Source organism: Nonomuraea cavernae (assembly GCF_040655715.1).
Taxonomy (GTDB): domain Bacteria; phylum Actinomycetota; class Actinomycetes; order Streptosporangiales; family Streptosporangiaceae; genus Nonomuraea; species Nonomuraea cavernae_A.
In genome coordinates this window covers 1-22,089 of sequence record NZ_JBFAKL010000016.1, presented here as the reverse complement: position 1 = coordinate 22,089, position 22,089 = coordinate 1, and the positions used below count along the sequence as shown (strand labels likewise).

24 protein-coding genes are annotated in these 22,089 nt (G+C 68.0%); 22 read left to right on the top strand and 2 right to left on the bottom strand.

The window, feature by feature from the left end; genetic code table 11:
• Positions 1-122 precede the first annotated feature (122 nt).
• The 16 genes from AB0I38_RS23005 (at position 123) to AB0I38_RS22930 (ending at position 17,783) form a co-directional block, all read left to right on the top strand.
• Positions 123-1,364 (top strand): geranylgeranyl reductase family protein, encoded by a 1,242-nt coding sequence (locus AB0I38_RS23005; protein WP_358471291.1) that lies wholly within the window; start codon positions 123-125, stop codon positions 1,362-1,364.
• A gap of 76 nt (positions 1,365-1,440) precedes the next feature.
• The gene (locus tag AB0I38_RS23000; protein WP_189124918.1) at positions 1,441-1,836 is read left to right on the top strand and encodes an NADH-quinone oxidoreductase subunit A; all 396 of its coding nucleotides are present in this window, start codon (positions 1,441-1,443) and stop codon (positions 1,834-1,836) included.
• 2 nt (positions 1,837-1,838) lie between these two features.
• Positions 1,839-2,390 carry a NuoB/complex I 20 kDa subunit family protein gene (locus tag AB0I38_RS22995; protein ID WP_358471289.1) on the top strand — a complete coding sequence of 184 codons (552 nt, stop codon included), beginning with the start codon at positions 1,839-1,841 and terminating at the stop codon, positions 2,388-2,390.
• The gene (locus tag AB0I38_RS22990; RefSeq protein WP_436838769.1) at positions 2,387-3,094 is read left to right on the top strand and encodes an NADH-quinone oxidoreductase subunit C; all 708 of its coding nucleotides are present in this window, start codon (positions 2,387-2,389) and stop codon (positions 3,092-3,094) included. Before AB0I38_RS22995 ends, AB0I38_RS22990 begins: the two co-directional genes overlap by 4 nt.
• 46 nt (positions 3,095-3,140) lie before the next feature.
• Positions 3,141-4,466 carry an NADH-quinone oxidoreductase subunit D gene (locus AB0I38_RS22985; RefSeq protein WP_358471287.1) on the top strand — a complete coding sequence of 442 codons (1,326 nt, stop codon included), beginning with the start codon at positions 3,141-3,143 and terminating at the stop codon, positions 4,464-4,466.
• Positions 4,467-4,530: 64 nt separating this feature from the next.
• Complete coding sequence (gene nuoE, locus AB0I38_RS22980) at positions 4,531-5,187, top strand: NADH-quinone oxidoreductase subunit NuoE (protein ID WP_358471286.1); 657 nt, start codon at positions 4,531-4,533, stop codon at positions 5,185-5,187.
• Positions 5,184-6,473 carry an NADH-quinone oxidoreductase subunit NuoF gene (gene nuoF / locus AB0I38_RS22975; protein ID WP_358471284.1) on the top strand — a complete coding sequence of 430 codons (1,290 nt, stop codon included), beginning with the start codon at positions 5,184-5,186 and terminating at the stop codon, positions 6,471-6,473. The genes nuoE and nuoF overlap by 4 nt, the downstream gene beginning before the upstream one ends.
• Entirely contained in the window at positions 6,470-8,857 is a 2,388-nt protein-coding gene (locus tag AB0I38_RS22970) for an NADH-quinone oxidoreductase subunit G (protein ID WP_358471282.1), read from the top strand. The genes nuoF and AB0I38_RS22970 overlap by 4 nt, the downstream gene beginning before the upstream one ends.
• A complete protein-coding gene (gene nuoH, locus AB0I38_RS22965) occupies positions 8,854-10,170 on the top strand; it encodes an NADH-quinone oxidoreductase subunit NuoH (protein ID WP_358471280.1) in 1,317 nt (438 codons plus the stop codon). Before AB0I38_RS22970 ends, nuoH begins: the two co-directional genes overlap by 4 nt.
• Complete coding sequence (gene nuoI, locus AB0I38_RS22960; RefSeq protein ID WP_358471279.1) at positions 10,157-10,672, top strand: NADH-quinone oxidoreductase subunit NuoI; 516 nt, start codon at positions 10,157-10,159, stop codon at positions 10,670-10,672. The genes nuoH and nuoI overlap by 14 nt, the downstream gene beginning before the upstream one ends.
• A complete protein-coding gene (locus tag AB0I38_RS22955; protein ID WP_358471277.1) occupies positions 10,665-11,423 on the top strand; it encodes an NADH-quinone oxidoreductase subunit J in 759 nt (252 codons plus the stop codon). The genes nuoI and AB0I38_RS22955 overlap by 8 nt, the downstream gene beginning before the upstream one ends.
• 47 nt (positions 11,424-11,470) lie before the next feature.
• Positions 11,471-11,716: an NADH-quinone oxidoreductase subunit NuoK gene (nuoK, locus tag AB0I38_RS22950; RefSeq protein ID WP_049559522.1), complete on the top strand. Its 246-nt coding sequence runs from the start codon at positions 11,471-11,473 to the stop codon at positions 11,714-11,716.
• A gap of 73 nt (positions 11,717-11,789) precedes the next feature.
• Entirely contained in the window at positions 11,790-13,634 is a 1,845-nt protein-coding gene (gene nuoL / locus AB0I38_RS22945; RefSeq protein WP_358471564.1) for an NADH-quinone oxidoreductase subunit L, read from the top strand.
• Complete coding sequence (locus AB0I38_RS22940; protein WP_358471275.1) at positions 13,634-15,199, top strand: NADH-quinone oxidoreductase subunit M; 1,566 nt, start codon at positions 13,634-13,636, stop codon at positions 15,197-15,199. The genes nuoL and AB0I38_RS22940 overlap by 1 nt, the downstream gene beginning before the upstream one ends.
• Entirely contained in the window at positions 15,196-16,782 is a 1,587-nt protein-coding gene (gene nuoN, locus AB0I38_RS22935; protein ID WP_358471274.1) for an NADH-quinone oxidoreductase subunit NuoN, read from the top strand. The genes AB0I38_RS22940 and nuoN overlap by 4 nt, the downstream gene beginning before the upstream one ends.
• Before the next feature lie 11 nt (positions 16,783-16,793).
• Complete coding sequence (locus AB0I38_RS22930; protein ID WP_358471272.1) at positions 16,794-17,783, top strand: polyprenyl synthetase family protein; 990 nt, start codon at positions 16,794-16,796, stop codon at positions 17,781-17,783.
• Here AB0I38_RS22930 and rarD read toward each other — a convergent pair.
• Entirely contained in the window at positions 17,751-18,674 is a 924-nt protein-coding gene (gene rarD, locus AB0I38_RS22925) for an EamA family transporter RarD (RefSeq protein ID WP_358471270.1), read from the bottom strand. The two genes, AB0I38_RS22930 and rarD, sit on opposite strands and share 33 nt — an antisense overlap.
• Before the next feature lie 121 nt (positions 18,675-18,795).
• Between rarD and msrA the strand changes: the two genes are divergently transcribed.
• Together msrA and AB0I38_RS22915 are read left to right on the top strand one after the other, a co-directional pair.
• A complete protein-coding gene (gene msrA, locus AB0I38_RS22920) occupies positions 18,796-19,458 on the top strand; it encodes a peptide-methionine (S)-S-oxide reductase MsrA (protein WP_358471268.1) in 663 nt (220 codons plus the stop codon).
• Positions 19,455-19,787, top strand: coding sequence for a hypothetical protein (locus tag AB0I38_RS22915; RefSeq protein WP_358471267.1), 333 nt, complete (start codon positions 19,455-19,457; stop codon positions 19,785-19,787). The genes msrA and AB0I38_RS22915 overlap by 4 nt, the downstream gene beginning before the upstream one ends.
• A gap of 58 nt (positions 19,788-19,845) precedes the next feature.
• On the opposite strand, the gene AB0I38_RS22910 is transcribed toward AB0I38_RS22915, so the two are convergent.
• Complete coding sequence (locus tag AB0I38_RS22910; RefSeq protein ID WP_358471266.1) at positions 19,846-20,244, bottom strand: hypothetical protein; 399 nt, start codon at positions 20,242-20,244, stop codon at positions 19,846-19,848.
• 475 nt (positions 20,245-20,719) lie between these two features.
• Here AB0I38_RS22910 and AB0I38_RS22905 point away from each other — a divergent pair, with 475 nt between their 5' ends.
• The 4 genes from AB0I38_RS22905 to AB0I38_RS22890 all read left to right on the top strand — a co-directional run.
• Positions 20,720-21,190, top strand: coding sequence for a hypothetical protein (locus AB0I38_RS22905; RefSeq protein ID WP_358471265.1), 471 nt, complete (start codon positions 20,720-20,722; stop codon positions 21,188-21,190).
• Positions 21,187-21,543, top strand: coding sequence for a hypothetical protein (locus AB0I38_RS22900; RefSeq protein ID WP_358471264.1), 357 nt, complete (start codon positions 21,187-21,189; stop codon positions 21,541-21,543). Before AB0I38_RS22905 ends, AB0I38_RS22900 begins: the two co-directional genes overlap by 4 nt.
• 24 nt (positions 21,544-21,567) lie before the next feature.
• A complete protein-coding gene (locus AB0I38_RS22895; RefSeq protein ID WP_358471263.1) occupies positions 21,568-21,702 on the top strand; it encodes a hypothetical protein in 135 nt (44 codons plus the stop codon).
• A gap of 61 nt (positions 21,703-21,763) precedes the next feature.
• On the top strand, positions 21,764-22,089 hold a 326-nt coding region (locus AB0I38_RS22890), incomplete at its 3' end, for a recombinase family protein (RefSeq protein ID WP_358471262.1).

The window sequence follows — 22,089 nt, the reverse complement described above, 5'->3', positions numbered from 1 at the left end:
AGGTCTTCGCCCCGTGTAGGACAGGACAGTCCAGTGACCGTGCCAACAGCCGAACTCCAAGCGCAGGAGCTCGCCGCTAGAGAGCGACCCAGGAGCCGACGAATGGCGAAGCGGGCGCGACCATGAGCACACCTGACGCCGACGTCATCGTCGTCGGCGCCGGTCCCGCAGGCTCGGCGACCGCCTTCTATCTCGCTCGGGCCGGGCTCGACGTGCTGCTCCTCGAGAAGACCAGGTTCCCCCGGGAGAAGGTCTGCGGAGACGGGCTCACCCCCAGGGCGGTCAAGCAGCTGATGAACATGGGCGTCGACATCGACGCTCCCGGCTGGGTCAGGAACAAGGGGCTCCGGGTCGTCGGCGGAGGGTTGCGGTTCGAGCTCGACTGGCCGCGGCTCGACCGGTTCCCCGACTTCGGCCTGGTGCGCACCCGTAAGGACTTCGACGAGATCGTCGCGGTCAACGCCGTCAAGAAGGGCGGCGTACGCCTGATGGAGGGCGTCAACGTCACCGCGCCGGTGCTCGACGACCGCAGCGGTCACGTGGTGGGCGTGACCACCAAGGACGGGACGACCTACCGCGGCCGGGTGGTGGTGGCCGCCGACGGCAACAGCACCCGCCTGGCCCTCGGGATGGGATTGCACAAGCGCGAGGACCGCCCGATGGGCGTGGCCGTACGGACCTACTTCGAGAGCCCGCGTCACGACGACGACTACCTCGAGACGTGGCTGGAGCTGTGGGACGACGACACGCTGCTGCCCGGCTACGGCTGGGTGTTCGGCGTCGGCGACGGCACCTCCAACGTGGGGCTCGGCCTGCTCAACACCAGCGCCCACTTCGGCAACATCGACTACCGCGACCTGCTGAAGCGCTGGTGCAAGGCGATGCCGGCCGAGTGGGGCTTCACCGAGGAGAACATGCGGGGCCCGATCCGCGGCGCCGCGCTCCCGATGGCCTTCAACCGCCAGCCGCACTACACCCGCGGCCTCGTGCTCGTGGGCGACTCGGGCGGGGCGATCAACCCGTTCAACGGCGAGGGCATCGCGTACGCCATGGAGACGGGCGAGATCGCCGCCGAGGTGATCGCGAAGGGGCTCCGTGCGGGCACCCCCGCGGCTCAGGAACGCATCCTGCGGACGTACCCTCAGGTGCTGAAGGATGTTTACGGCGGATATTTCACTCTGGGCAGATGGTTTGTCGAGGCGATCGGGAAGCCCGGTGTGATGAGTTTCGGCACCAGGCACGGGTTGCCCCATCCGAGGTTGATGCGCTTCGCTCTCAAACTCCTTGGTAATCTCACCGACCGGCGGGGCGATGCGTCGGACAAGATCATCAACGCACTCTCGAAGGTCGCGCCACCAGCATGAATCTCAGACTTGCCAGGCAAACGCATAGATCAGGCCGCCCGCCCGCGCGCGCGGCGGCTCCGGAGGAGGCGTAGCGATGGACCTTTACGTGCCCATCCTGGTGCTCGCCGTTCTCGCGGGGGGCTTCGCGATCTTCTCGGTCGCCATCGCCCCCTTCACCGGTCCCAAGCGCTGGAACCGCGCCAAGCTTGACGCCTATGAATGCGGCATCGAGCCGACGCCCCAGCCGGTCGGTGGCGGACGGTTCCCGCTCAAATACATGGTCACCGCGATGCTGTTCATCGTGTTCGACATCGAGATCATCTTCCTCTACCCCTGGGCCGTCTCCTTCGCGCCGCTGACCAACGACGCCGGCAGCGTGCTCTCGTCGGGCCTCGGGGTGTTCGCACTGGTGGAGATGCTGCTGTTCATCCTCACCGTGCTCGTCGCGTACGCGTACGTGTGGCGTCGCAAGGGTCTGGACTGGGACTGAAAATGGGACTTGAAGAGAAACTCCCCAGCGGGTTCATCCTCAGCACGGTCGAACAGGCCGCGGGCTGGGCGCGCAAGAACTCCGTGTGGCCGGCCACGTTCGGTCTCGCCTGCTGCGCCATCGAGCTGATGGCCACCGGCGGCCCCCACTACGACCTCGCGCGCTTCGGCATGGAGCGCGCTTCGGCGTCTCCGCGTCAGGCCGACCTGATGATCGTGGCGGGCCGCGTGTCACAGAAGATGGCGCCCGTGCTGCGGCAGATCTACGACCAGATGGCCGAGCCCAAGTGGGTCATCGCGATGGGCGTGTGCGCCTCCAGCGGCGGCATGTTCAACAACTACGCGATCGTCCAGGGCGTCGACCACGTCGTGCCCGTCGACATCTACCTGCCCGGCTGCCCGCCGCGGCCCGAGATGCTGATCGACGCGATCGTGAAGCTGCACGACAAGATCCAGAACACGAAGTTCGGCGCGCACCGGGCCAAGCAGATCGACGAGCTCGAGCTGCGGGCGCTGCGGACGCTGCCGCCGATCGACCAGGGGGCCGCGAAGTGACCTCGCCAGACAATCTCCCCGAGGTCCCCGACTCGGCCGAGGGACCTGAGGTCGCCAAGGTGCCCGGCGCGGCCGACGCGCCGGTCGCCCGGCGCGGCATGTTCGGGGCCGCCGACTCCGGCGACACCTCCGGCTACGGCGGCCTCGTCGTGCGCCGGGCGCCCCAGCTGTCGACGCCCCGGCCCTACGGCGGCTACTTCGACGAGGTGGTCGACACCCTGGGGCTCGACGACGCCATCGAGCGCGTCGTCGTCGACCGGGGCGAGCTCACGCTGCACGTCAGGCGCGAGCGCCTGGTCGAGGTCTGCCAGAAGCTCCGCGACGACCCGGCCCTGCGCTTCGAGCTCTCGCTCGGCGTGACCGGCGTCCACTACCCGCACCTGGCGGGGGAGGAACTGCACGCGGTCATCCACCTCTGCTCGATCACGCACAACCGGCGGGTCCGCGTCGAGGCGAGCTGCCCGGACGCCGACCCGCACATACCATCGACGGTCGGCGTTTACCCTGGTCACGACTGGCACGAGCGCGAGGCGTACGACTTCTTCGGGATCGTCTTCGACGGTCACCCCGGACTGACCCGGATCATGATGCCGGACGACTGGGACGGCCACCCGCAGCGCAAGGACTACCCGCTCGGCGGCATCCCGGTCGAGTACCGCGGTGCCACGATCCCCTCGCCCGACCACAGGAGGTCGTACGCGTGAGCGAGCATGTCGAGCGATGCGTTGACGAGCGAAGCGAGGACCACTGATGACCACCGGCTACGACGAGGCCACGGAAGGCAAGGTCTACTCGGTCAACGGTGGCGACTGGGACGAGGTCGTCAGCGGGGTCCGCGACTCCGGCGAGGAGCGCCTGGTCGTCAACATGGGCCCGCAGCACCCGTCCACGCACGGCGTGCTGAGGCTGGTGCTGACTCTCGACGGTGAGACGGTCACCGAGGCGCGCAGCGTCATCGGCTACCTGCACACCGGCATCGAGAAGAACATGGAATACCGGACGTGGACCCAGGGCACCACGTTCGTCACCCGGATGGACTACCTGTCGCCGATCTTCAACGAGACGGCCTACTGCCTGGGCGTCGAGAAGCTGCTCGGCATCGATGACCGGATCCCCGACCGCGCCTCGGCCATCCGCGTGATGATGATGGAGCTCAACCGGATCTCCTCGCACCTGGTGGCGATGGGCACGTTCGGCATGGAGCTGGGCGCGACCACGCCGTTCCTCTTCGGCTACCGCGACCGCGAGATGGTCATGGACCTGTTCGAGTACATCACCGGCCTGCGCATGAACCACGCGTACGTGCGCCCCGGCGGTGTGAGCGTCGACCTGCCCGCGGGCGCGGTCGACAAGGTGGGCGAGTTCCTCAAGCAGATGCCCAAGCGGATCAAGGACATCCGCAAGCTCCTCGACGAGAACCCCGTCTACGTGCGCCGCACCCGTGACGTGGCCTACCTCGACCTGACCGGCTGCATGGCGCTCGGCATCACCGGGCCGATCCTGCGGGCCGCGGGCCTGCCGTGGGACCTGCGCAAGTCGCAGCCCTACTGCGGCTACGAGACCTACGAGTTCGACGTGGCCTCCCAGCGCGGCTGCGACGTCTACTCCCGCTACCTGGTGCGCATGCAGGAGATGGAGGAGTCGCTCAAGATCATTGAGCAGGCTCTCGACCGGCTCGCCGGTCCGCTCAAGGGCGACCCGGTGATGATCGAGGACAAGAAGATCGGCTGGCCCGCGCAGCTCGCGCTCGGCCCCGACGGGTTCGGCAACTCGCCCGACCACATCGCGCACATCATGGGCAGCTCCATGGAGGCCCTCATCCACCACTTCAAGCTGGTGACCGAGGGCTTCAGGGTGCCGGCCGGGCAGGCGTACGTGCCGATCGAGTCGCCCAAGGGCGAGCTCGGCGCGCACGTGGTGAGCGACGGCGGCACCCGCCCCTACCGGGTGCACTTCCGCGAGCCGTCCTTCACGAACCTGCAGGCCGTCCCCGCGATGTCCGAGGGCGGCCAGGTCGCCGACGTCGTCGCCGCGGTCGCATCTATCGACCCCGTCATGGGAGGTGTGGACAGGTGAGTGAGCGCACCGAACGAACAATCGGACACAGCACGCATGTCACGTGTCCGACGGAGGAGGACGCGTGACCTATACACCGGAAGTCCGGGAGCGTCTTGAGCGGGACGCCAAGGAGCTCATCGGCCGCTACCCGAAGGCACGGTCGGCCCTCCTCCCGCTGCTCCACCTCGTGCAGTCGGAGGACGGCTACGTCTCCGACGCCGGGCAGGAGTTCTGCGCGGAGATGCTGGGCCTCAGCAAGGCCGAGGTCGTCGGGGTCTCGACGTTCTACACCATGTACAAGCGCAGGCCGGCGGGCGACTACCACGTGGGCGTCTGCATCAACGCGCTCTGCGCTGTCATGGGCGGCGACGAGATCTGGGACGAGCTGAGCGAGCACGTCGGCGTCGGCCACGAGGAGACCACCCCCGACGGCAAGGTCTCGCTGGAACGCCTCGAGTGCAACGCGGCCTGCGACTTCGCCCCGGTCATGATGGTCAACTGGGAGTTCTTCGACAACCAGACGCCCGAGTCGGCCAAGCAACTCGTCGACGACCTGCGCGACGGCAAGGACGTGCGGCCCACGCGCGGCCCCAAGAAGCTGTGCACCTTCAAGGACGCCTCGCGAGTGCTCGCCGGGCTGCCCGACGACCTGGCGGGCGACGGCCCCTCGGCCGCGGGCGCCTCGCTGGAGGGCCTCAAGGTCGCCAAGGCCAACGGATGGAAGGCCCCCGAGGCATGAGCACCACGCTGACACCGGTCCTGACCGCCAACTGGGACCAGGCCGACTCCTTCACCATCGACGGCTACGGGCCCTACGAGGCGGCCAAGAAGGCGCTGGGCATGGACCCCGACGCCGTCATCCAGGCCGTCAAGGACTCCGGTCTGCGCGGCCGAGGCGGCGCGGGCTTCCCGACCGGCATGAAGTGGGGCTTCATCCCGCAGGGTGACGGCAAGCCGCACTATCTCGTCGTCAACGCCGACGAGTCGGAGCCGGGCACCTGCAAGGACGTCCCGCTGATGATGGCCAACCCGCACTCGCTGGTCGAGGGCGTCATCATCACGGCCTACGCGATCCGGGCCAACCACGCCTTCATCTACGTGCGCGGTGAGGTGCTGCACGTCATCCGCCGGCTGCACGCGGCCGTGCGGGAGGCGTACGAGAAGGGCTACCTCGGCACCGACATCTTCGGCACCGGCTACGACCTCGAACTCGTCGTGCACAGCGGCGCGGGCGCCTACATCTGCGGCGAGGAGACGGCGCTGCTCGACTCGCTGGAGGGGTTCAGGGGCCAACCTCGGCTCAAGCCTCCCTTCCCGGCCGTGGCGGGCCTCTACGCCTCGCCCACTGTGGTCAACAACGTCGAGTCCGTGGCCAGCGTTCCCTCGATCGTGGCCAACGGCGCCGACTGGTTCGCCGGGATGGGCACCGAGAAGTCCAAGGGCTTCGGCATCTTCTCGCTGAGCGGCCACGTCACCCGGCCGGGCCAGTACGAAGCCCCGCTGGGCATCACGCTGCGTGAGCTGCTCGACATGGCGGGCGGGATCCGCGAGGGGCACGAGATCAAGTTCTGGACCCCCGGCGGCTCGTCCACACCGATCTTCACCAATGAGCACCTCGACGTGCCGCTCGACTTCGAGGCGGTCGGCGCCAAGGGGTCCATGCTCGGCACCCGCGCGCTGCAGATCTTCGACGAGACCACCTGCGTGGTCCGCACGGTGCTGCGCTGGACCGAGTTCTACGCCCACGAGTCGTGCGGCAAGTGCACGCCGTGCCGCGAGGGCACCTTCTGGCTCAAGCAGGTGCTCAAGCGCCTGGAGAAGGGCCAGGGCACCGAGGAGGACCTGTCCACGATCACCGACATCGCGGACAACATCCTGGGCCGTTCGTTCTGCGCCCTGGGCGACGGCGCGACGAGCCCGATCCACTCCTCGGTGAAGTACTTCCGCGACGAGTACCTGAAGCATTTCGAGGTCGGCGGCTGCCCGTTCGACGCGAAGAAGTCCACTCTCTGGGGTGACCAGTGACGACAACCGCTGTAGAGACCAACCTGGTGACCCTCACCATCGACGGGTTCCAGGTCAGCGTCCCCAAGGGCACCCTGATCATCAGGGCGGCCGAGCTGCTCGGCATCCAGATCCCCAGGTTCTGTGACCACCCGCTGCTCGACCCGGCGGCCAACTGCCGCCAGTGCCTGGTCGACATCCCCGACGCGGGCAACGGCCGCGGCTTCCCCAAGCCGCAGCCGTCGTGCGCGATCGAGGTCGCCGAGGGCATGGTGGTGCAGACCCAGCTGACCTCCCCGGTCGCCGAGAAGGCGCAGCGGGGAGCCATGGAGTTCCTGCTCATCAACCACCCGCTCGACTGCCCGGTCTGCGACAAGGGCGGCGAGTGCCCCCTGCAGAACCAGGCCATGTCCAACGGGCAGGGCGAGTCGAGGTTCCAGGAGCAGAAGCGGACCTTCGCCAAGCCGGTCCCGTTGTCCACCGGGGTGCTGCTCGACCGCGAGCGCTGCGTCCAGTGCGCGCGGTGCATCCGGTTCTCCGACCAGATCGCCGGTGACCCGTTCATCGAGTTCTTCGAGCGGGGCGCCAAGGAGCAGGTCGGCATCGCCGACGGCGAGCCGTTCCAGTCCTACTTCTCCGGCAACACGGTGCAGATCTGCCCGGTGGGCGCGCTGACCGGCGCCGCCTACCGGTTCCGGGCCCGCCCGTTCGACCTGGTGTCCACGCCGAGCGCGTGCGAGCACTGCGCCTCCGGCTGCTCACTGCGTACCGACCACCGGCGCGGCCGGGTCACCCGCCGCCTGGCGGGCGACGACCCGCAGGTCAACGAGGAGTGGAACTGCGACAAGGGCCGCTGGGCGTTCAGCTACGCCACGCAGCCCGACCGCCTGCGGACGCCGCTGGTCCGTGACGAGGAGGGCGTGCTGGTGCCCGCCTCGTGGCCCGAGGCTCTCGACGTCGCCGCCCGGGGGCTCGCCGCCGCCCGTGGCAAGGCCGGCGTGCTGGTCGGCGGTCGCGCCACGGTCGAGGAGGCGTACGGCTACGCCAAGTTCGCCCGGATCGCGCTCGGCAGCAACGACATCGACTTCCGCGCCAGGCCGCACTCCGCCGAGGAGACGCGGTTCCTGGCCCACGCGGTCGCGGGCCGGGGCATCGACATCTCCTACGCCGACCTGGAGAGCGCGCCCGGCGTGCTGCTGGTCGGGTTCGAGCCCGAGGACGAGTCGCCGATCGTCTTCCTGCGGCTGCGCAAGGCGTGGATGAAGCGGGGGCTCAAGGTCACCGCGATCGCGCCGTTCGCCACCAACGGGCTGGCCAAGATGGGCGGCACGCTCATCCGCACCGCGCCCGGCGGCGAGGCCGACGCGATCGGCGACCTGGTCGGCTCGCTCGCGGAGGGCACGATCGTGCTCGCCGGTGAGCGGCTGGCCACCGTCCCCGGCGCCCTGTCCGCCCTGGTACGCCTTAGCGCCGCGTCGGGCGCCCGGCTCGGCTGGGTCCCGCGCAGGGCCGGCGAGCGGGGCGCGATCGAGGCCGGCGCGCTGCCCAACCTGCTGCCGATCGGCCGTCCGGTAGACGACGAGAGCGCCCGCGCCGAGGTCGCTCGGGCATGGAACGTGAGCTCCCTGCCCGCCACGCCGGGCCTCGACACCGCGGGCATCCTCGCCGCGGCCCATGAGGGCGAGCTCGACGCGCTGGTGGTGGCCGGGGTCGACCCCTACGACCTGGCCGATCCCGCCGCCGCGCTCGACGCGCTGGAGCGCACGCCGTTCATCGTCAGCCTGGAGATCCGGGCCAGCGTCGTCACCGACCGCGCCGACGTGGTCCTGCCGGTCGCGTCCGTCCAGGAGAAGGGCGGCACGTTCGTCAACTGGGAGGGCCGCGGACGCTCGTTCGAGGCGCCGTTCAAGGTGCCGGGCCTGCAGAGTGAGCTCGCGGCGCTCGGCGCCATCGCCGACCGGATGGACGTCCACCTGGGCCTGCCGGACGCCGCGGCCGCCCGGCGCGAGCTGAGCGCGCTCGGCGCGTGGCGCGGCACCCGGGTCGCGGCGCCCAGCGCCGCCACCCGCTCCCAGGCCGCGCCCGCCCAGGGCGAGGCGCTGCTGGCCACCTGGCACCTGCTGCTCGACGACGGCCGCCTGCAGGACGGCGAGCCGTACCTCGCGGGCACCGCCCGGCCCGCCGAGGCGCTACTCTCGGCGAGCACGGCGGCGGAGATCGGCGTCGTCGACGGAGACAAGCTCGTCGTCGGCGGGCCTGGGCCCAACCCCGTCACGCTGCCCGTCAGGGTCGCCGACCTGCCCGATCGGGTGGTCTGGGTGCCGTCCAACTCCGGCGGCTGCTCGGTCACCCGTGATCTCGGCGCGGTGGCCGGCGACATCGTCACGATCGGGAGCGCTTCATGATCCACGTTCTCGCGGCCGATCCGACCCTTGCCGACTTCGGCAAGGATCCGCTCTGGATCACCATCATCAAGGCCGTGCTGCTCTTCATCTTCCTGATGCTGGGCATCCTGTTCGGCGTCTGGTTCGAGCGCAAGCTGATCGCGCGGATGCAGCACCGCTACGGCCCCAACCGGGCCGGCACGTTCGGCCTGCTGCAGTCGGTCGCCGACGGCATCAAGATGGGCCTCAAGGAGGACCTCTTCCCGAGGACCGTCGACAAGGTGCTCTATCTGCTGGCGCCCGTCATCATGGTGATCCCGGCCTTCCTGGCCTTCTCCATCATCCCGATGGGGCCGATGGTCAACCTGTTCGGCGTCGAGACGCCGCTGCAACTGGTCGACCTGCCGGTGGCCGTGCTGTTCATGCTGGCCATGGGCGCCATCTCGGTCTACGGCGTGGTGCTCGCCGGCTGGTCGTCCCGCTCGCCGTACGCGCTGCTGGGCGGTCTGCGGTCGGCGGCCCAGGTGGTCTCGTACGAGATCGCGATGGGTCTGTCGTTCGTCGGCGTCTTCCTGCTCGCCGGGACGCTGTCCACCTCGGAGATCGTCGCGGCGCAGGAGCCGACCTGGTACGCCGTGCTGCTGTTCCCGTCGTTCCTCATCTACGTGATCTGCATGTTCGGTGAGGCCGCGCGCATCCCGTTCGACCTGCCCGAGGGCGAGGGCGAGCTGGTCGGCGGGTTCCAGACCGAATACTCCTCGTCGCTGAAGTTCGCCCTGATCATGATGGGCGAATACCTGCACACGTTCGTCGCCTCCGGGATCGCGGTCACGCTCTTCCTCGGCGGCTGGCGGGCGCCGTGGCCGCTCACGATGTGGGACGGCGCCAACGACGGCTGGCTGCCCTTCCTGTGGTTCTTCGTCAAGTTCGTGCTGACCTTCTGCTTCATCGTGTGGGTGCGCGCGTCCCTGCCACGGGTGCGCTACGACCAGCTCATGGCCCTCGGCTGGAAGGTGCTGATCCCGCTCAACCTGGCGTGGATCCTGCTCGTCGCCGCCGTCCGGACCGTGATGTACGTCTCCAACGAGCGGTTCGACGGAAACCTCTACGTGGTCGCCGGGGTCGGCGTGGTCATTCTGCTTGGCGCGATCGCGGTCTGGCTCAGGTTCGACACGGTCAACCAGCGGCGCAAGGAAGCGAGGAAGGCCGAGGTCGAGGCCGAGTTCGAGGAGCTGTCCAACGAGCCGACGGCAGGTGGCTTCCCTGTGCCGCCGCTCGATCTGCCGCACTACCACGGGGTGCAGCACAAGGAGATTCCCAGTGGGACTAACTGATTTCCTGAACCCCGTCAAAGGCTTCGGGGTCACCTTCCACACGATGTTCAAGAAGCCCGTCACGATCAACTACCCGGAGGAGAAGAGGCCGACGGCCCCACGCTTCCACGGGCGGCACCAGCTCAACCGCTGGCCTGACGGGCTGGAGAAGTGCATCGGCTGCGAGTTGTGCGCCTGGGCGTGTCCCGCCGACGCGATCTTCGTGGAGGGTGCGGACAACACCGACGAGGAGCGTTTCTCGCCGGGTGAGCGCTATGGCCGCACCTACCAGATCAACTATCTGCGGTGCATCCTCTGCGGCCTCTGCATCGAGGCGTGCCCGACCCGGGCGCTCACGATGACCAACGAGTACGAACTCGCCGACAGCAACCGCGAGGGTCTCATCTACACCAAGGAGATGCTCCTCGCCCCGTTGACGCAGGGCATGGAGCAGCCTCCGCACCCCATGCGGCTCGGCGAGACCGAAGAGGACTACTACCGGCTGGGACGGACCAATGGGTGAGACCATCACGTTCTGGGTGCTCGCCGTCGTGTCGGTCGGCGCCGCGCTCGGCATGGTCTTCAACCGGAAGGCCGTCTACTCCGCGCTGATGCTCGGCACCGTGATGCTCTGCCTGGCGGTCATGTACGCCGTCCAGGACGCGCCCTTCCTGGCCGCGGTGCAGATCATCGTCTACACCGGCGCCGTCATGATGCTCTTCCTGTTCGTGCTCATGCTGGTCGGCGTCGACTCCACGGACTCGCTCGTCGAGACCCTGAAGGGCCAGCGCATCTGGGCCGCGATCGCCGGGCTCGGCTTCGCGGCGCTGATCGTGCTGGCCGTCGGCAACGTGGTGTTCGCCGAGCCGGCCGGGCTCGCCGCGGCCACGGCGCAGGGCGGCTACATCCGCTCGATCGCGTTGCTGCTCTTCACCAAGTACGTGTTCGCGTTCGAGGCCACCTCGGCGCTGCTGATCACCGCCGCGCTCGGCGCGATGGTGCTGGCGCACCGCGAACGGCTGACCGAGAAGGTCACCCAGAAGGACCTCTCGCGCGCCCGGTTCCTCAGCGACCAGCCGTCGCCGCTGCCCGGCCCCGGCACGTACGCCGGCGGCAACGCCATCGACATGCCGGCCCGGCTGCCCGACGGCACGGTGGCGGAGAGCTCCGTCAACCGTTACATCGCGCGCTTCGACGTCGAGCAGGGCCGCCTTCCGGAGGACCCCGCGCTGGCCGAGGCCATCAAGCACTCGGCTGAGGAGGAGTCCAAGTGACCACCCAATACCTCATCCTGTCGGGCCTGCTGTTCGCCATCGGCGCGATGGGTGTGCTGATCCGGCGCAACGCGATCGTGGTGTTCATGTGCGTCGAGCTCATGCTCAACGCCTGCAACCTGGCGTTCGTCACGTTCGCCCGGCAAGTCGGCAATCTTGAGGGCCAGATCATCGCGTTCTTCGTGATGGTGGTGGCAGCGGCCGAGGTCGTGGTAGGCCTGGCCATCATCGTGACGATCTTCCGAACCCGCAGGTCGGCGTCCGTGGACGACGCCAACCTGCTGAAGTACTAAGAGGTGACTGGTGGAATCTCCTGTTGAGATCGTCCAGCACACCGCTGGTGGCGTGATCGGGGTCTCCTGGCTCATGATCGTGCTTCCCCTGCTGGGCGCGGCGATCCTGCTCGTCCTCGGGCGGAAGACCAACCGGTGGGGCCATCTGCTGGGCGTGGCCATGTCCCTCGCCTCGTTCGTCGTGGCGGTGCTGGGGTTCTTCGCGCTGATCGGCCTGCCGGACGAACAGCGTCGGCAAGCCGTACATCTGTATGAGTTCATTCCCGGCATGGTCGACATGGGGTTGCTCATCGACCCGCTGTCGATCAGCTTCGCGCTGCTGATCACCGGTGTCGGATCGCTGATCCACATCTACTCGATCGGCTACATGGCGCACGACCCCGACCGGCGCAGGTTCTTCGCGTACCTCAACCTGTTCATCGCCGCGATGCTCCTGCTGGTGCTGTCCGACAACTACGTCGGACTGTTCATCGGCTGGGAGGGCGTCGGCCTGGCCTCCTACCTGCTGATCGGGTTCTGGCAGTTCAAGCCGTCGGCAGCGGTCGCCGCCAAGAAGGCGTTCATCGTCAACCGGGTCGGCGACTTCGGGCTGCTGGTCGGCATGTTCATCATCTGGACCTCGTTCGGCACCCTCGCCTTCGGCGACCTGGGCGCCAAGGTCAACGGCGTCCAGGACGGCACCACGCTGGCCATCGGCCTGCTGCTGCTCCTCGGCGCGTGCGGCAAGTCGGCCCAGCTGCCGCTGCAGTCCTGGCTGCTCGACGCGATGGAGGGCCCGACCCCGGTCTCCGCCCTCATCCACGCCGCGACCATGGTCACCGCCGGCGTCTACCTGGTGGTCCGCTCGGGCGCGTTCTTCTTCCCCGAGGGCTCGACCGCGGCGCTCGCCGTCGCCATCGTCGGCGCGGCCACGCTGCTCGCCGGTGCGATCATCGGTAGCGCCAAGGACGACATCAAGAAGGGCCTGGCCGGCTCGACGATGTCGCAGATCGGCTACATGATGCTCGGCGCGGGCCTCGGCCCGGTGGGCTACGCCTTCGCGATCGGCCACCTGATCACGCACGGCTTCTTCAAGGCCGACATGTTCCTCGGCGCCGGCTCGGTCATGCACGGCATGAACGACGAGGTGAACATGCGCAAGTACGGCGGTCTCCGCAAGTACATGCCGATCACCTTCGTCACCTTCCTCGTCGGCTACCTGGCGATCATCGGCTTCCCGCTGCTGTCCGGCTACTTCACCAAGGACGGCATCATCGAGACCGCGGTGCACCACCAGCCCATCCTGGGCTGGCTGGCCGTGGCGGGCGCCGGCATCACCGGCTTCTACATGTCGCGCATGATCTTCATGACGTTCTTCGGTGAGAAGCGCTGGGACGCCGACGCGCACCCGCACGAGTCGCCGGCCGTCATGACGGTGCCGCTGGTCATCCTGTCGATCGGCTCGATCTTCCTGGGCGGCTACCTGATCCTGAGCAACCGGCTGCTGCTGTGGCTGGCGCCCGCCGTGGGCCGGCCGGTGGACCTGCCGGAGTTCCACTTCGCCAGCGTTCCCGGCCTCACCACGCTCGCGCTGGTGGCCGTCGGCGCGGGCTTCGCCTGGTTCAAGTACGGCCGGGCCGAGGTGCCCGTCGTGGCGCCGCGCGGCTCGTTCGTCACCACGTTCGCCCGGCGTGACCTGTACGGCGACGCGCTCAACGAGTCGCTGTTCATGCGCCCCGGCCAGTGGCTGACCCGGATCGCGGTGTTCTTCGACAACCGCGGCATCGACGGGGTGGTCAACGGGCTGGCAGCGGGCATCGGCGGGACCTCGGGCCGGCTGCGGCGGCTGCAGACGGGCTTCGCCAGAACGTACGCGTTGTCCATCCTGATCGGCGCCGCCCTGCTGACAGGCGCCCTGCTCCTCGTTGGGAACATCTGATGTCGTCACTCTGGCTTCCGATCCTCATGGTGGTGCCCGTGCTGGGCGCCATCGTGGTGGCGCTGCTTCCCAAGGGGAGCGACAAGCTGGCCAAGCAGGTCACGCTGGCGGTGTCGCTGGTCGTCCTGGTGCTGACGCTCGTCATGGCGTTCCAGTTCCCGTCGGCGAGCGGTGACCGGTTCAAGTTCGAGGCGGTCTACGACTGGATCCCGAGCTTCGGGGTGCACTTCGGCGTGGGCGTCGACGGCATCGCGCTCGTCCTGATCGCGCTGTCCGCGGTGCTGGTGCCGATCGTGGTGCTCGCCTCGTGGCACGACGCCGACGGGGTCAGGTCCGCCGACGGCACGCTGATCACGCCGAAGCGGTCGGTCAAGACGTACTTCTCGCTGCTGCTCGTGCTGGAAGCGATGATGATCGGCGTCTTCGCGGCGACCGACGTCTTCCTCTTCTATGTGTTCTTCGAAGCCATGCTGATCCCGATGTACTTCATGATCGGGTCGTACGGCGGCGCCCAGCGGTCCTACGCGGCCGTGAAGTTCCTGCTCTACTCCCTGTTCGGCGGCCTGCTCATGCTGGTCGCGGTGATCGGGCTGTACGTGGTCGCGGGCAAGGGCACGTTCATGTTCCCCGAGCTCGTCGGGGTCATCCAGGACCCGGCCACGCAGAAGTGGCTGTTCGCCGGCTTCTTCATCGCCTTCGCCATCAAGGCGCCGCTCTGGCCGGTGCACACCTGGCTGCCCGACGCGGCCGCGCAGGCCCCGGCCGGGGCCGCCGTGCTGCTCGTGGGCGTGCTGGACAAGGTGGGCACGTTCGGGATGCTCCGCTTCTGCCTGGAGTTGTTCCCCGACGCGGCCAAGGCGTTCACGATGCCGATCGTGGTGCTGGCGGTCATCAGCATCATCTACGGCGCGATCGTGGCCATCGGGCAGAGCGACATGAAGCGTCTGATCGCCTACACGTCGATCTCCCACTTCGGCTTCATCGTGCTGGGCGTGTTCGCCATGTCGCAGGTCGCTCAGGCGGGCGCCGCCCTCTACATGGTCAACCACGGCTTCGCCACCGGCGCGCTCTTCCTGGCCGCCGGGTTCCTCATCTCCAGGCGCGGCTCGCCGCACATCTCCGACTACGGAGGCGTTCAGAAGGTCGCCCCGATGCTGGCGGGCTTCTTCCTGGTCGCCGGCCTGGCCGGACTGTCGCTGCCGGGGCTCTCGTCCTTCGTCAGCGAGTTCATGGTGATGATCGGCGCCTACTCCAGCACGGCCTTCGGGTCGGGCGCGCTGAGTGTGGCCGCCGGCATCTCGGCGCTGGCCGTGATCCTGGCCGCCGTCTACATCCTGTGGATGGTGCAGCGCACCCTGAACGGGCCGACCGCCGAGCCGGTCAAGGCGTTCAAGGACCTCAACGTGCGTGAGATCCTCGTGCTGGCGCCGCTGGTCGCGCTGATCATCGGGTTCGGGTTCTACCCCAAGCCGCTGCTGGACGTGATCAACCCCACGGTGACCCAGACGCTGGTCAACGTACAAGTGGACAATCCGGCTATCGCTGAGAAGGGAGCCGGCCAGTGAACGGAGCCATCGAGGCGCCGACGATCGAGTACGGCCTGCTGGCGCCGCTGCTGCTGGTCTTCGGCGCGGCCGTGATCGGTGTGCTCGTGGAGGCGTTCGCGCCCCGCTACCTGCGCAAGTCGATCCACGTGCCGCTCACGCTGCTCTCCCTCGCCGGCGGGTTCGCGCTGGTGCTCGTACAGGTGCTGCGGGGCAGCCTGCCCACCACGGCGGCCGCCATGGGCGCGGTCGCGGTCGACGGGCCGTCGCTGTTCATCTGGGGCGTCATCCTCGTCCTGTCGTTCGTGTGCGTGCTGCTGATCAACGACGAGGGTCACTTCGTCACCTCGGCCGCGGCCGTGCCGGGCAGCGCCGACGAGGAGGAGGCCGAGACCGAGGGCGGCGGGCACACCGAGGTCTACCCGCTGGTGCTGTTCGCGGTCAGCGGCATGATGCTCTTCCCCGCCGCGCACGACCTGCTGACGATGTTCATCGCCCTTGAGGTCATGTCGCTGCCGCTGTACCTCCTGTGCGGCCTGGCCCGCCGTCGCCGCCTGCTCTCGCAGGAGGCGTCGATGAAGTACTTCCTGCTCGGCGCGTTCTCCTCGGCGTTCTTCCTGTACGGCACGGCCATGATCTACGGCTACGCCGGGACGGTGTCGCTGCCCGGCATCAACCAGGCGCTGTCCACCGGGGTGCTGCTCGACCCGCTGCTGCTGATCGGGATGGCGCTGCTCGGCGTGGGCCTGCTGTTCAAGATCGGCGCCGCGCCCTTCCAGGCGTGGAAGCCGGACGTCTACCAGGGCGCCCCGACGCCCATCACCGCGCTCATGGCCTCCGGCACCCTGGTCGCCGCCGTAGGCGCGCTGCTGCGGGTGTTCTGGGTGGGTCTGGGCAACCTCGACTGGGACTGGCGCCCGGTCATGTGGGGCGTCGCGGCCCTGACCATGCTGGTGGGCTCGATCCTGGCGATCACGCAGACCGACATCAAGCGGATGCTCGCCTACTCGTCGATCGCGCACGCGGGCTTCCTGCTCATCGGCGTCATGGCGACGTTCGACACCCCGGCCGGCAACTCGGGCTCGCTCTCGGCGATCCTGTTCTACCTGGTGGTCTACGGCTTCACCACCGTGGGCGCGTTCGCCGTGGTGACGATCATCCGCGATCCCGGCGGTGAGGCGTGGCACCTGTCGCGCTGGGCCGGGCTGGGCAAGCGGTCGCCGGTGCTGGCCGGCACCTTCGCCTTCTTCCTGCTGGCTTTCGCCGGCATTCCGTTGACGAGTGGTTTCTTCGGAAAGTACGCCGTGTTCACGGCGGCGCTCGGCAGCGGCTCCGAGGTGGGCGACTCGCTGGGCGGCTGGATGGTCGGCCTGGTCGTGCTGGGTGTCATCGCCTCGGCGATCGCCGCGTTCTTCTATGTCCGGGTCATCGTGCTGATGTTCTTCAGCGACGCGGCGGCGGACGGCCCGACGATCGCGGTGCCGAGTACGGGGACCGTGGCCGTCATTTCGGTCGCGATGCTGGTTACGGTAGGAGTGGGGCTCTTCCCGCAGCCCATGCTCGACCTCGCAAACCAGGCGGCATCCGGCCTGTTCATTAGATAAGGGGACTACGTATGTCTGCGCCTCCCGTTGTTGACCTTCCCATTGAGGACGCGCGGTTGGCGCAGGACGTGGCCAATGGGCTGGCCGCGGTCGAGAAGCTGCTGCGCTCGTCGGTGGAGAGCGAGGACGCCTTCGTCACGGGGGCGTCCAAGCACCTCATCGAGGCCGGTGGCAAGCGGTTTCGCACGTTGATGGTGCTGCTGGCCGCGCAGTTCGGCGACGCGTCGGCGCCGGGGGTCGTTACCGGAGCCGTGGTCATCGAGCTGACCCATCTCGGGTCGCTCTACCACGACGACGTCATGGACGAGGCTCCGGTGCGCCGGGGCTCGCCGTCGGCCAACGCCCGGTGGGACAACACCGTGGCCATCCTCACCGGCGACTATTTGTTCGCCCAGGCCTCCGACCTCCTGGCCGACCTCGGGCCGGAGCTGATCCGCATCCAGGCCCAGACGTTCTCCCGCCTCGTGCAGGGGCAGATCCGCGAGACCGTGGGGCCGCGCGACGACGAGGACCCGGTGGCCCACTACATCAACGTGCTGGCCGACAAGACCGGCTCGCTGATCGCCGCCTCGGGACGGTTCGGCGCGCTGCTGTCCGGAGCTCCGGCCGACGTGGAGGAGCGGCTCAGCAGGGCGTGCGAGGCGATCGGCGTGGCCTGGCAGCTCGGTGACGACCTCCTCGACGTGGCGTCCACCTCCCGGCAGTCGGGCAAGACGCCCGGCACCGACCTGCGCGAGGGCATCCGCACGCTCCCCGTCCTGTACGTGCTCGGCTCGGACCCGGAGTCGAGGCTGGGGCGGCTGCTGTCGGGGCCGGTGGGCGAGGAGGACGTCGAGGAGGCGCTGACGCTGCTGCGCGCGCATTCGGCGATGGACCAGGCCAGGGCCGAGCTGACCGCCTGGGTGGACCGGGCCCGGCTCGACATCTCCGGCCTTCCCGACATCCCCGCCAAGACCGCATTTTTGACGCTATGTGACTACGTGGTCGAGCGTTCGGGCTGACCTCCGGGTCCGCGCCGTGGCGCGAGCCGTACGGATGCTGTCGTACGTGAAGATCGCCAGGGCCAGCCAGACGATCGAGAAGCCGATCCAGCGGCTGGCCGGCATCGTCTCCTTCACGACCAGCACCCCGCACAGCAACTGCAGCACCGGCGCGATGTACTGAAGCAGCCCGAGCGTGCTGAGCGGCACCCTGATCGCGGACGCGGTGAAACACAGCAACGGGACCGCGGTGATCACGCCCGCGCCCACGAGGAGCAGCGCGTGTCCCGCGCCCGCGTGCCCGAACGTCGCCTGCCCCGCGCTCTCCAGATAGATCAGATAGCCGAGGGCGGGCGCCACCAGCACCAGCGTCTCCACGGTGAGGCTCTCTGCCGCCCCCACGTTCGCGTGCTTCTTGATCAGCCCGTAGACCCCGAAGCTGACGGCCAGCGTGAGCGCGATCCACGGCAACCGCCCGTAGTCGATCGTGAGCACCACCACGGCCAGCGCGCCGAACCCCACCGCCGTCCACTGCAACGGCCGCAGCCGCTCCCGCAGCAGGACCACCCCGAACAGCACGCTGACCAGGGGATTGATGAAGTATCCGAGCGCGGTTTCCACCACGTGGCCGCTGTTGACCGCGTAGATGTAGACGCCCCAGTTGACGGTGACGATCACCGCTGCCAGCGCCAGCAGTCCGAGCTCCCTCGGCTGCCGCATCATCGTCCTGAACCACGACCAGTGCCTTCGCACGGCCAGCACCACGATGACCGTTATCAGCGACCAGGCGATCCGGTGGGCCAGGATCTCGACAGCCCCGGAAGGCTTGAGCAGCGGCCAGTACAAGGGGAAGAGTCCCCACATGGTGTAGGCGGCGATCCCGAACAGAACGCCCCGCCGGAGGTCAGGCATGTAGCCCATAGTCGGGCATTACCATGCTTAAACACAAATGTGTATCGCTATACGGGATTATGTAGCCTCTCTAAAATGTTGCGGCCTATGTATGGTGAACAGAGGCTATGGAGGTGGCACCATGGGGTGGCTGTTCGGCGGCAACAAGACATCGATGGTCCGGCCCGAGGACGCCCTGCCGGGGCGCGAGACGGCCATGCCGGTCCCGGCGCGGCACGCGGTCCTCGACGCTCCGCTCGCCCCGCCGTACCCCTCGGGAGTCGAGATCGCCGACTTCGGGCTGGGCTGCTTCTGGGGCGCCGAGCGGAAGTTCTGGCAGACACCCGGCGTCGTGACCACGGCCGTGGGCTACCAGGGCGGCTACACGCCCAACCCGACCTACGAAGAGGTCTGCAGCGGCCAGACCGGCCACACCGAGGCGGTGCGGGTCGTCTTCGACCCCTCGAAGATCTCGTACGAGGAGCTCCTCAAGGTCTTCTGGGAGTCGCACGACCCCACGCAGGGCATGCGCCAGGGCAACGACGTCGGCACCCAGTATCGGTCGGCCATCTACTTCCACTCGCCGGAGCAGGAGAAGGCGGCCACGACCTCGCGGGACGCGTACCAGTCGGTGCTCAAGGAAGCCGGCTACGGTGACATCTCCACGGAGATCGCCCCCGCCGGCCCGTTCCACTTCGCCGAGGATTATCACCAGCAGTATCTTCACCGCAACAAAAACGGCTACTGCGGGATTGGAGGGACCGGGGTCGCTTGTCCGGTGGGCGTCGCGCCTGCCGGCGAGTGAACAAGGCGGTCTTCGATGAGGTCTGTGTGCTCTGGGCGGAGCACATGGGCCTGCCGTTCCCCGACGACCTGCGCGGCGTCGACATCTACGAGCAACCGGTCGCGTACCTGGACTTCTGCATGGCAGGCCCTCTGACCAGCTACGTTGGAAGCCAGAGGGGTGTGTTGGACGCTGATCAGCTTCGAGTTGTGAAGGAGTCCGCTCGTGATCTGCGGGTGCTCCTTCCGCGTCTACGACGTCGCGAAGGCCGAACGTACGTAGCTCGGCTGGTCCGAATCGGCGAGCTGATCATCGGCGATGCCCAGGGAAGTTCTGGCCGCCGCAAGTAGGTGTCAACCTTCAGTTGATGTTTGACGGTTCGGCATCGGCTGATGCTTTACACCGTGCCTAGATCTCGTAGTCGATATGGCCGCTGGCTCGCAGCCGGTTGACCTCCTTGACGATGGTGCGCGGGTGCACCGACAGCAGTTCGCCCTTGAACAGCACCCGCAGCTGGGTCTGCTCAAGGACGACGGTGACGACCTTGCCCCGGTGCGTCTGGCCGACCTGGATCTTGCAGCCGGCGACTTTGAGGCTGCCGTTGCTGGACACCACCCGCTCGACCCGCGGGAACGCCTCGGGCGCCGCCGGAGATGTGCTGGCCAGCCGAACCCCTTGCAGCCGGCCACGCTGAGCCGGAGCGAGCGGGCTCGGCTTGGTGCGCACCAGCACCCCGTCGGCGATCACCTGAACGGTCTGCGCGTCGATCCGCAGCGGATATGCGAGCGTAAGAGACGACCGGGACATTGATCATGTAACTCTCCTCGCATGAATTGTTGCGGAGAGTTAAGTTCTGCCACCAGCAGTACCTGTTCAAGGTGCCTGATGGCTATTGCGGGATTGTCGGCACCAACGTCAAGCTAGGTGACCCATCCGAGTGGGGCGCCTGCCAGACGGGCCTGGTTCCGACCGAGGAGTAGCGCCGACTTCACCGGGACGGCTCGCGCCGTGCTTCTGGGGGTAGGCCGTACCCGCTTGTGGGGCTCGCCTCTGCCTTCCTGGTCGTGAGCCGTGTCCGTCTGCGCGGCTTCGCCATTGCTCCTTCATCGAGCTGGGAACTGATTCAGGGCGACCTTCTAAGGGCTGCTGCGCGATTCATGCCTGTTTTTCGCGCTGAGAGTCGTTTGGCCGCTCAATCTGGCCTGTTTACTGCCAGGCGATCGTGTGAGGCTCCTTCCCCGGTTCACTAACTTCAGAATGTGTTCTGACTTACGATGGCAGGGTGAGCACTAGCAACGCCGACGCCGTCACCTTCTCGGACCTGTCGAGAAACCCCCGAGCCGTCGCCGAACGCGCCGCACGCCTCGGTCGGGTACGCGTCACCCACCGCGATGCCCCGGACTTCTACCTGATCGCCGCCGACCGTGAGGATCAGCGCGGGCAGACACTGGCTACGGCATCCCGTCTGTTCCTCGCCCTCATCAAGCAGGATCCGACCGCCCGCACGCTGGTCATCGCCATGCCCGAGGTCTTCCCCTGGGTCCGTCACCTCACCTCCGCCGAACTGCGTGCCTTCACCCTCGAACTGGTGGAGGCACTCTCCGACGCTGCGGAACTCGATGTCGATGTCACCACACAGGAGGTCATCGCGGGCTGGCGGGCGACCGCTCGGATCAAGGCCGACCCCGTGCACTACGCCCAGGCTCGCAAAGCCACAAGTGGCGACTTCGGGCCGGTAGAGGTTTCAGCATGAGTCCGAAGCGTGGCGACCGGGTCACGGTCCCGCCTTCGGATGACGACTGGGATATCCGGTTCGGTACCGGTGATGCGGTCAAGGGGTGGGAGGAGTTGTGCCGTCACGCCCTGGGCAACACGCGCCGATGTTTCGAGGCGCTGCGCGCCGATCCACGCTCACGGGCGGATCATGAGCGTCAACATCGCCTACGCGGTGACCTCGCGACTCACCGTCATAACGGCCAGGACCTGGAGCAATGGGAATTCGAGGTCACCAGTGGCGGACGCGTTCGCTATGCCATCGATGACGCCACTCGCACGGTCTGGGTCGTCTATGCCTCACCCCGTCACCCGAAGGACACCGACGGCTGAAACCGGAGGCGGGAATCCAACCAGGTGATCTCTCGTCCAGACCGCGGCAGCCTCCCGAACCTCGGTGGCCACTGCGGCATCGGCGGCACCAACGTCAAGCTAGGTGACCCGTCCGAGTGGGCCGCCTGCCAGATGGGCCTGGTCCCCGTCGAGGAGTAGGGTTATTAGCTGCTAGCGAAATCATCAGCGTTCCTCAGTCCTTATCTGCGACCATCAGTGTGTGAAGCTCTCCGAATGGGCCAGGCGGAACGGCGTCCACTACCAGACCGCCTGGAAGTGGGCGCGCGACGGGACCATGCCGGTCCCGGTCGTCAAGACCGCGACCGGCCGGTACCTGGTGCTCGAGCAGCCGGCCGATCGAGACGGCCGGACGGTGGCGTACTGCCGGGTCTCGAGCGCTGACCAGAAGGCCGACCTTGAGCGCCAGGCAGGGCGAGTCGTCACCGCCGCGACCGGGATGGGATTGACGGTCGCCGAAGTCGTCACCGAGGTCGGGTCCGGGCTGAACGGCAGGCGGCCGAAACTGGCCCGGCTGCTGCGCGACCC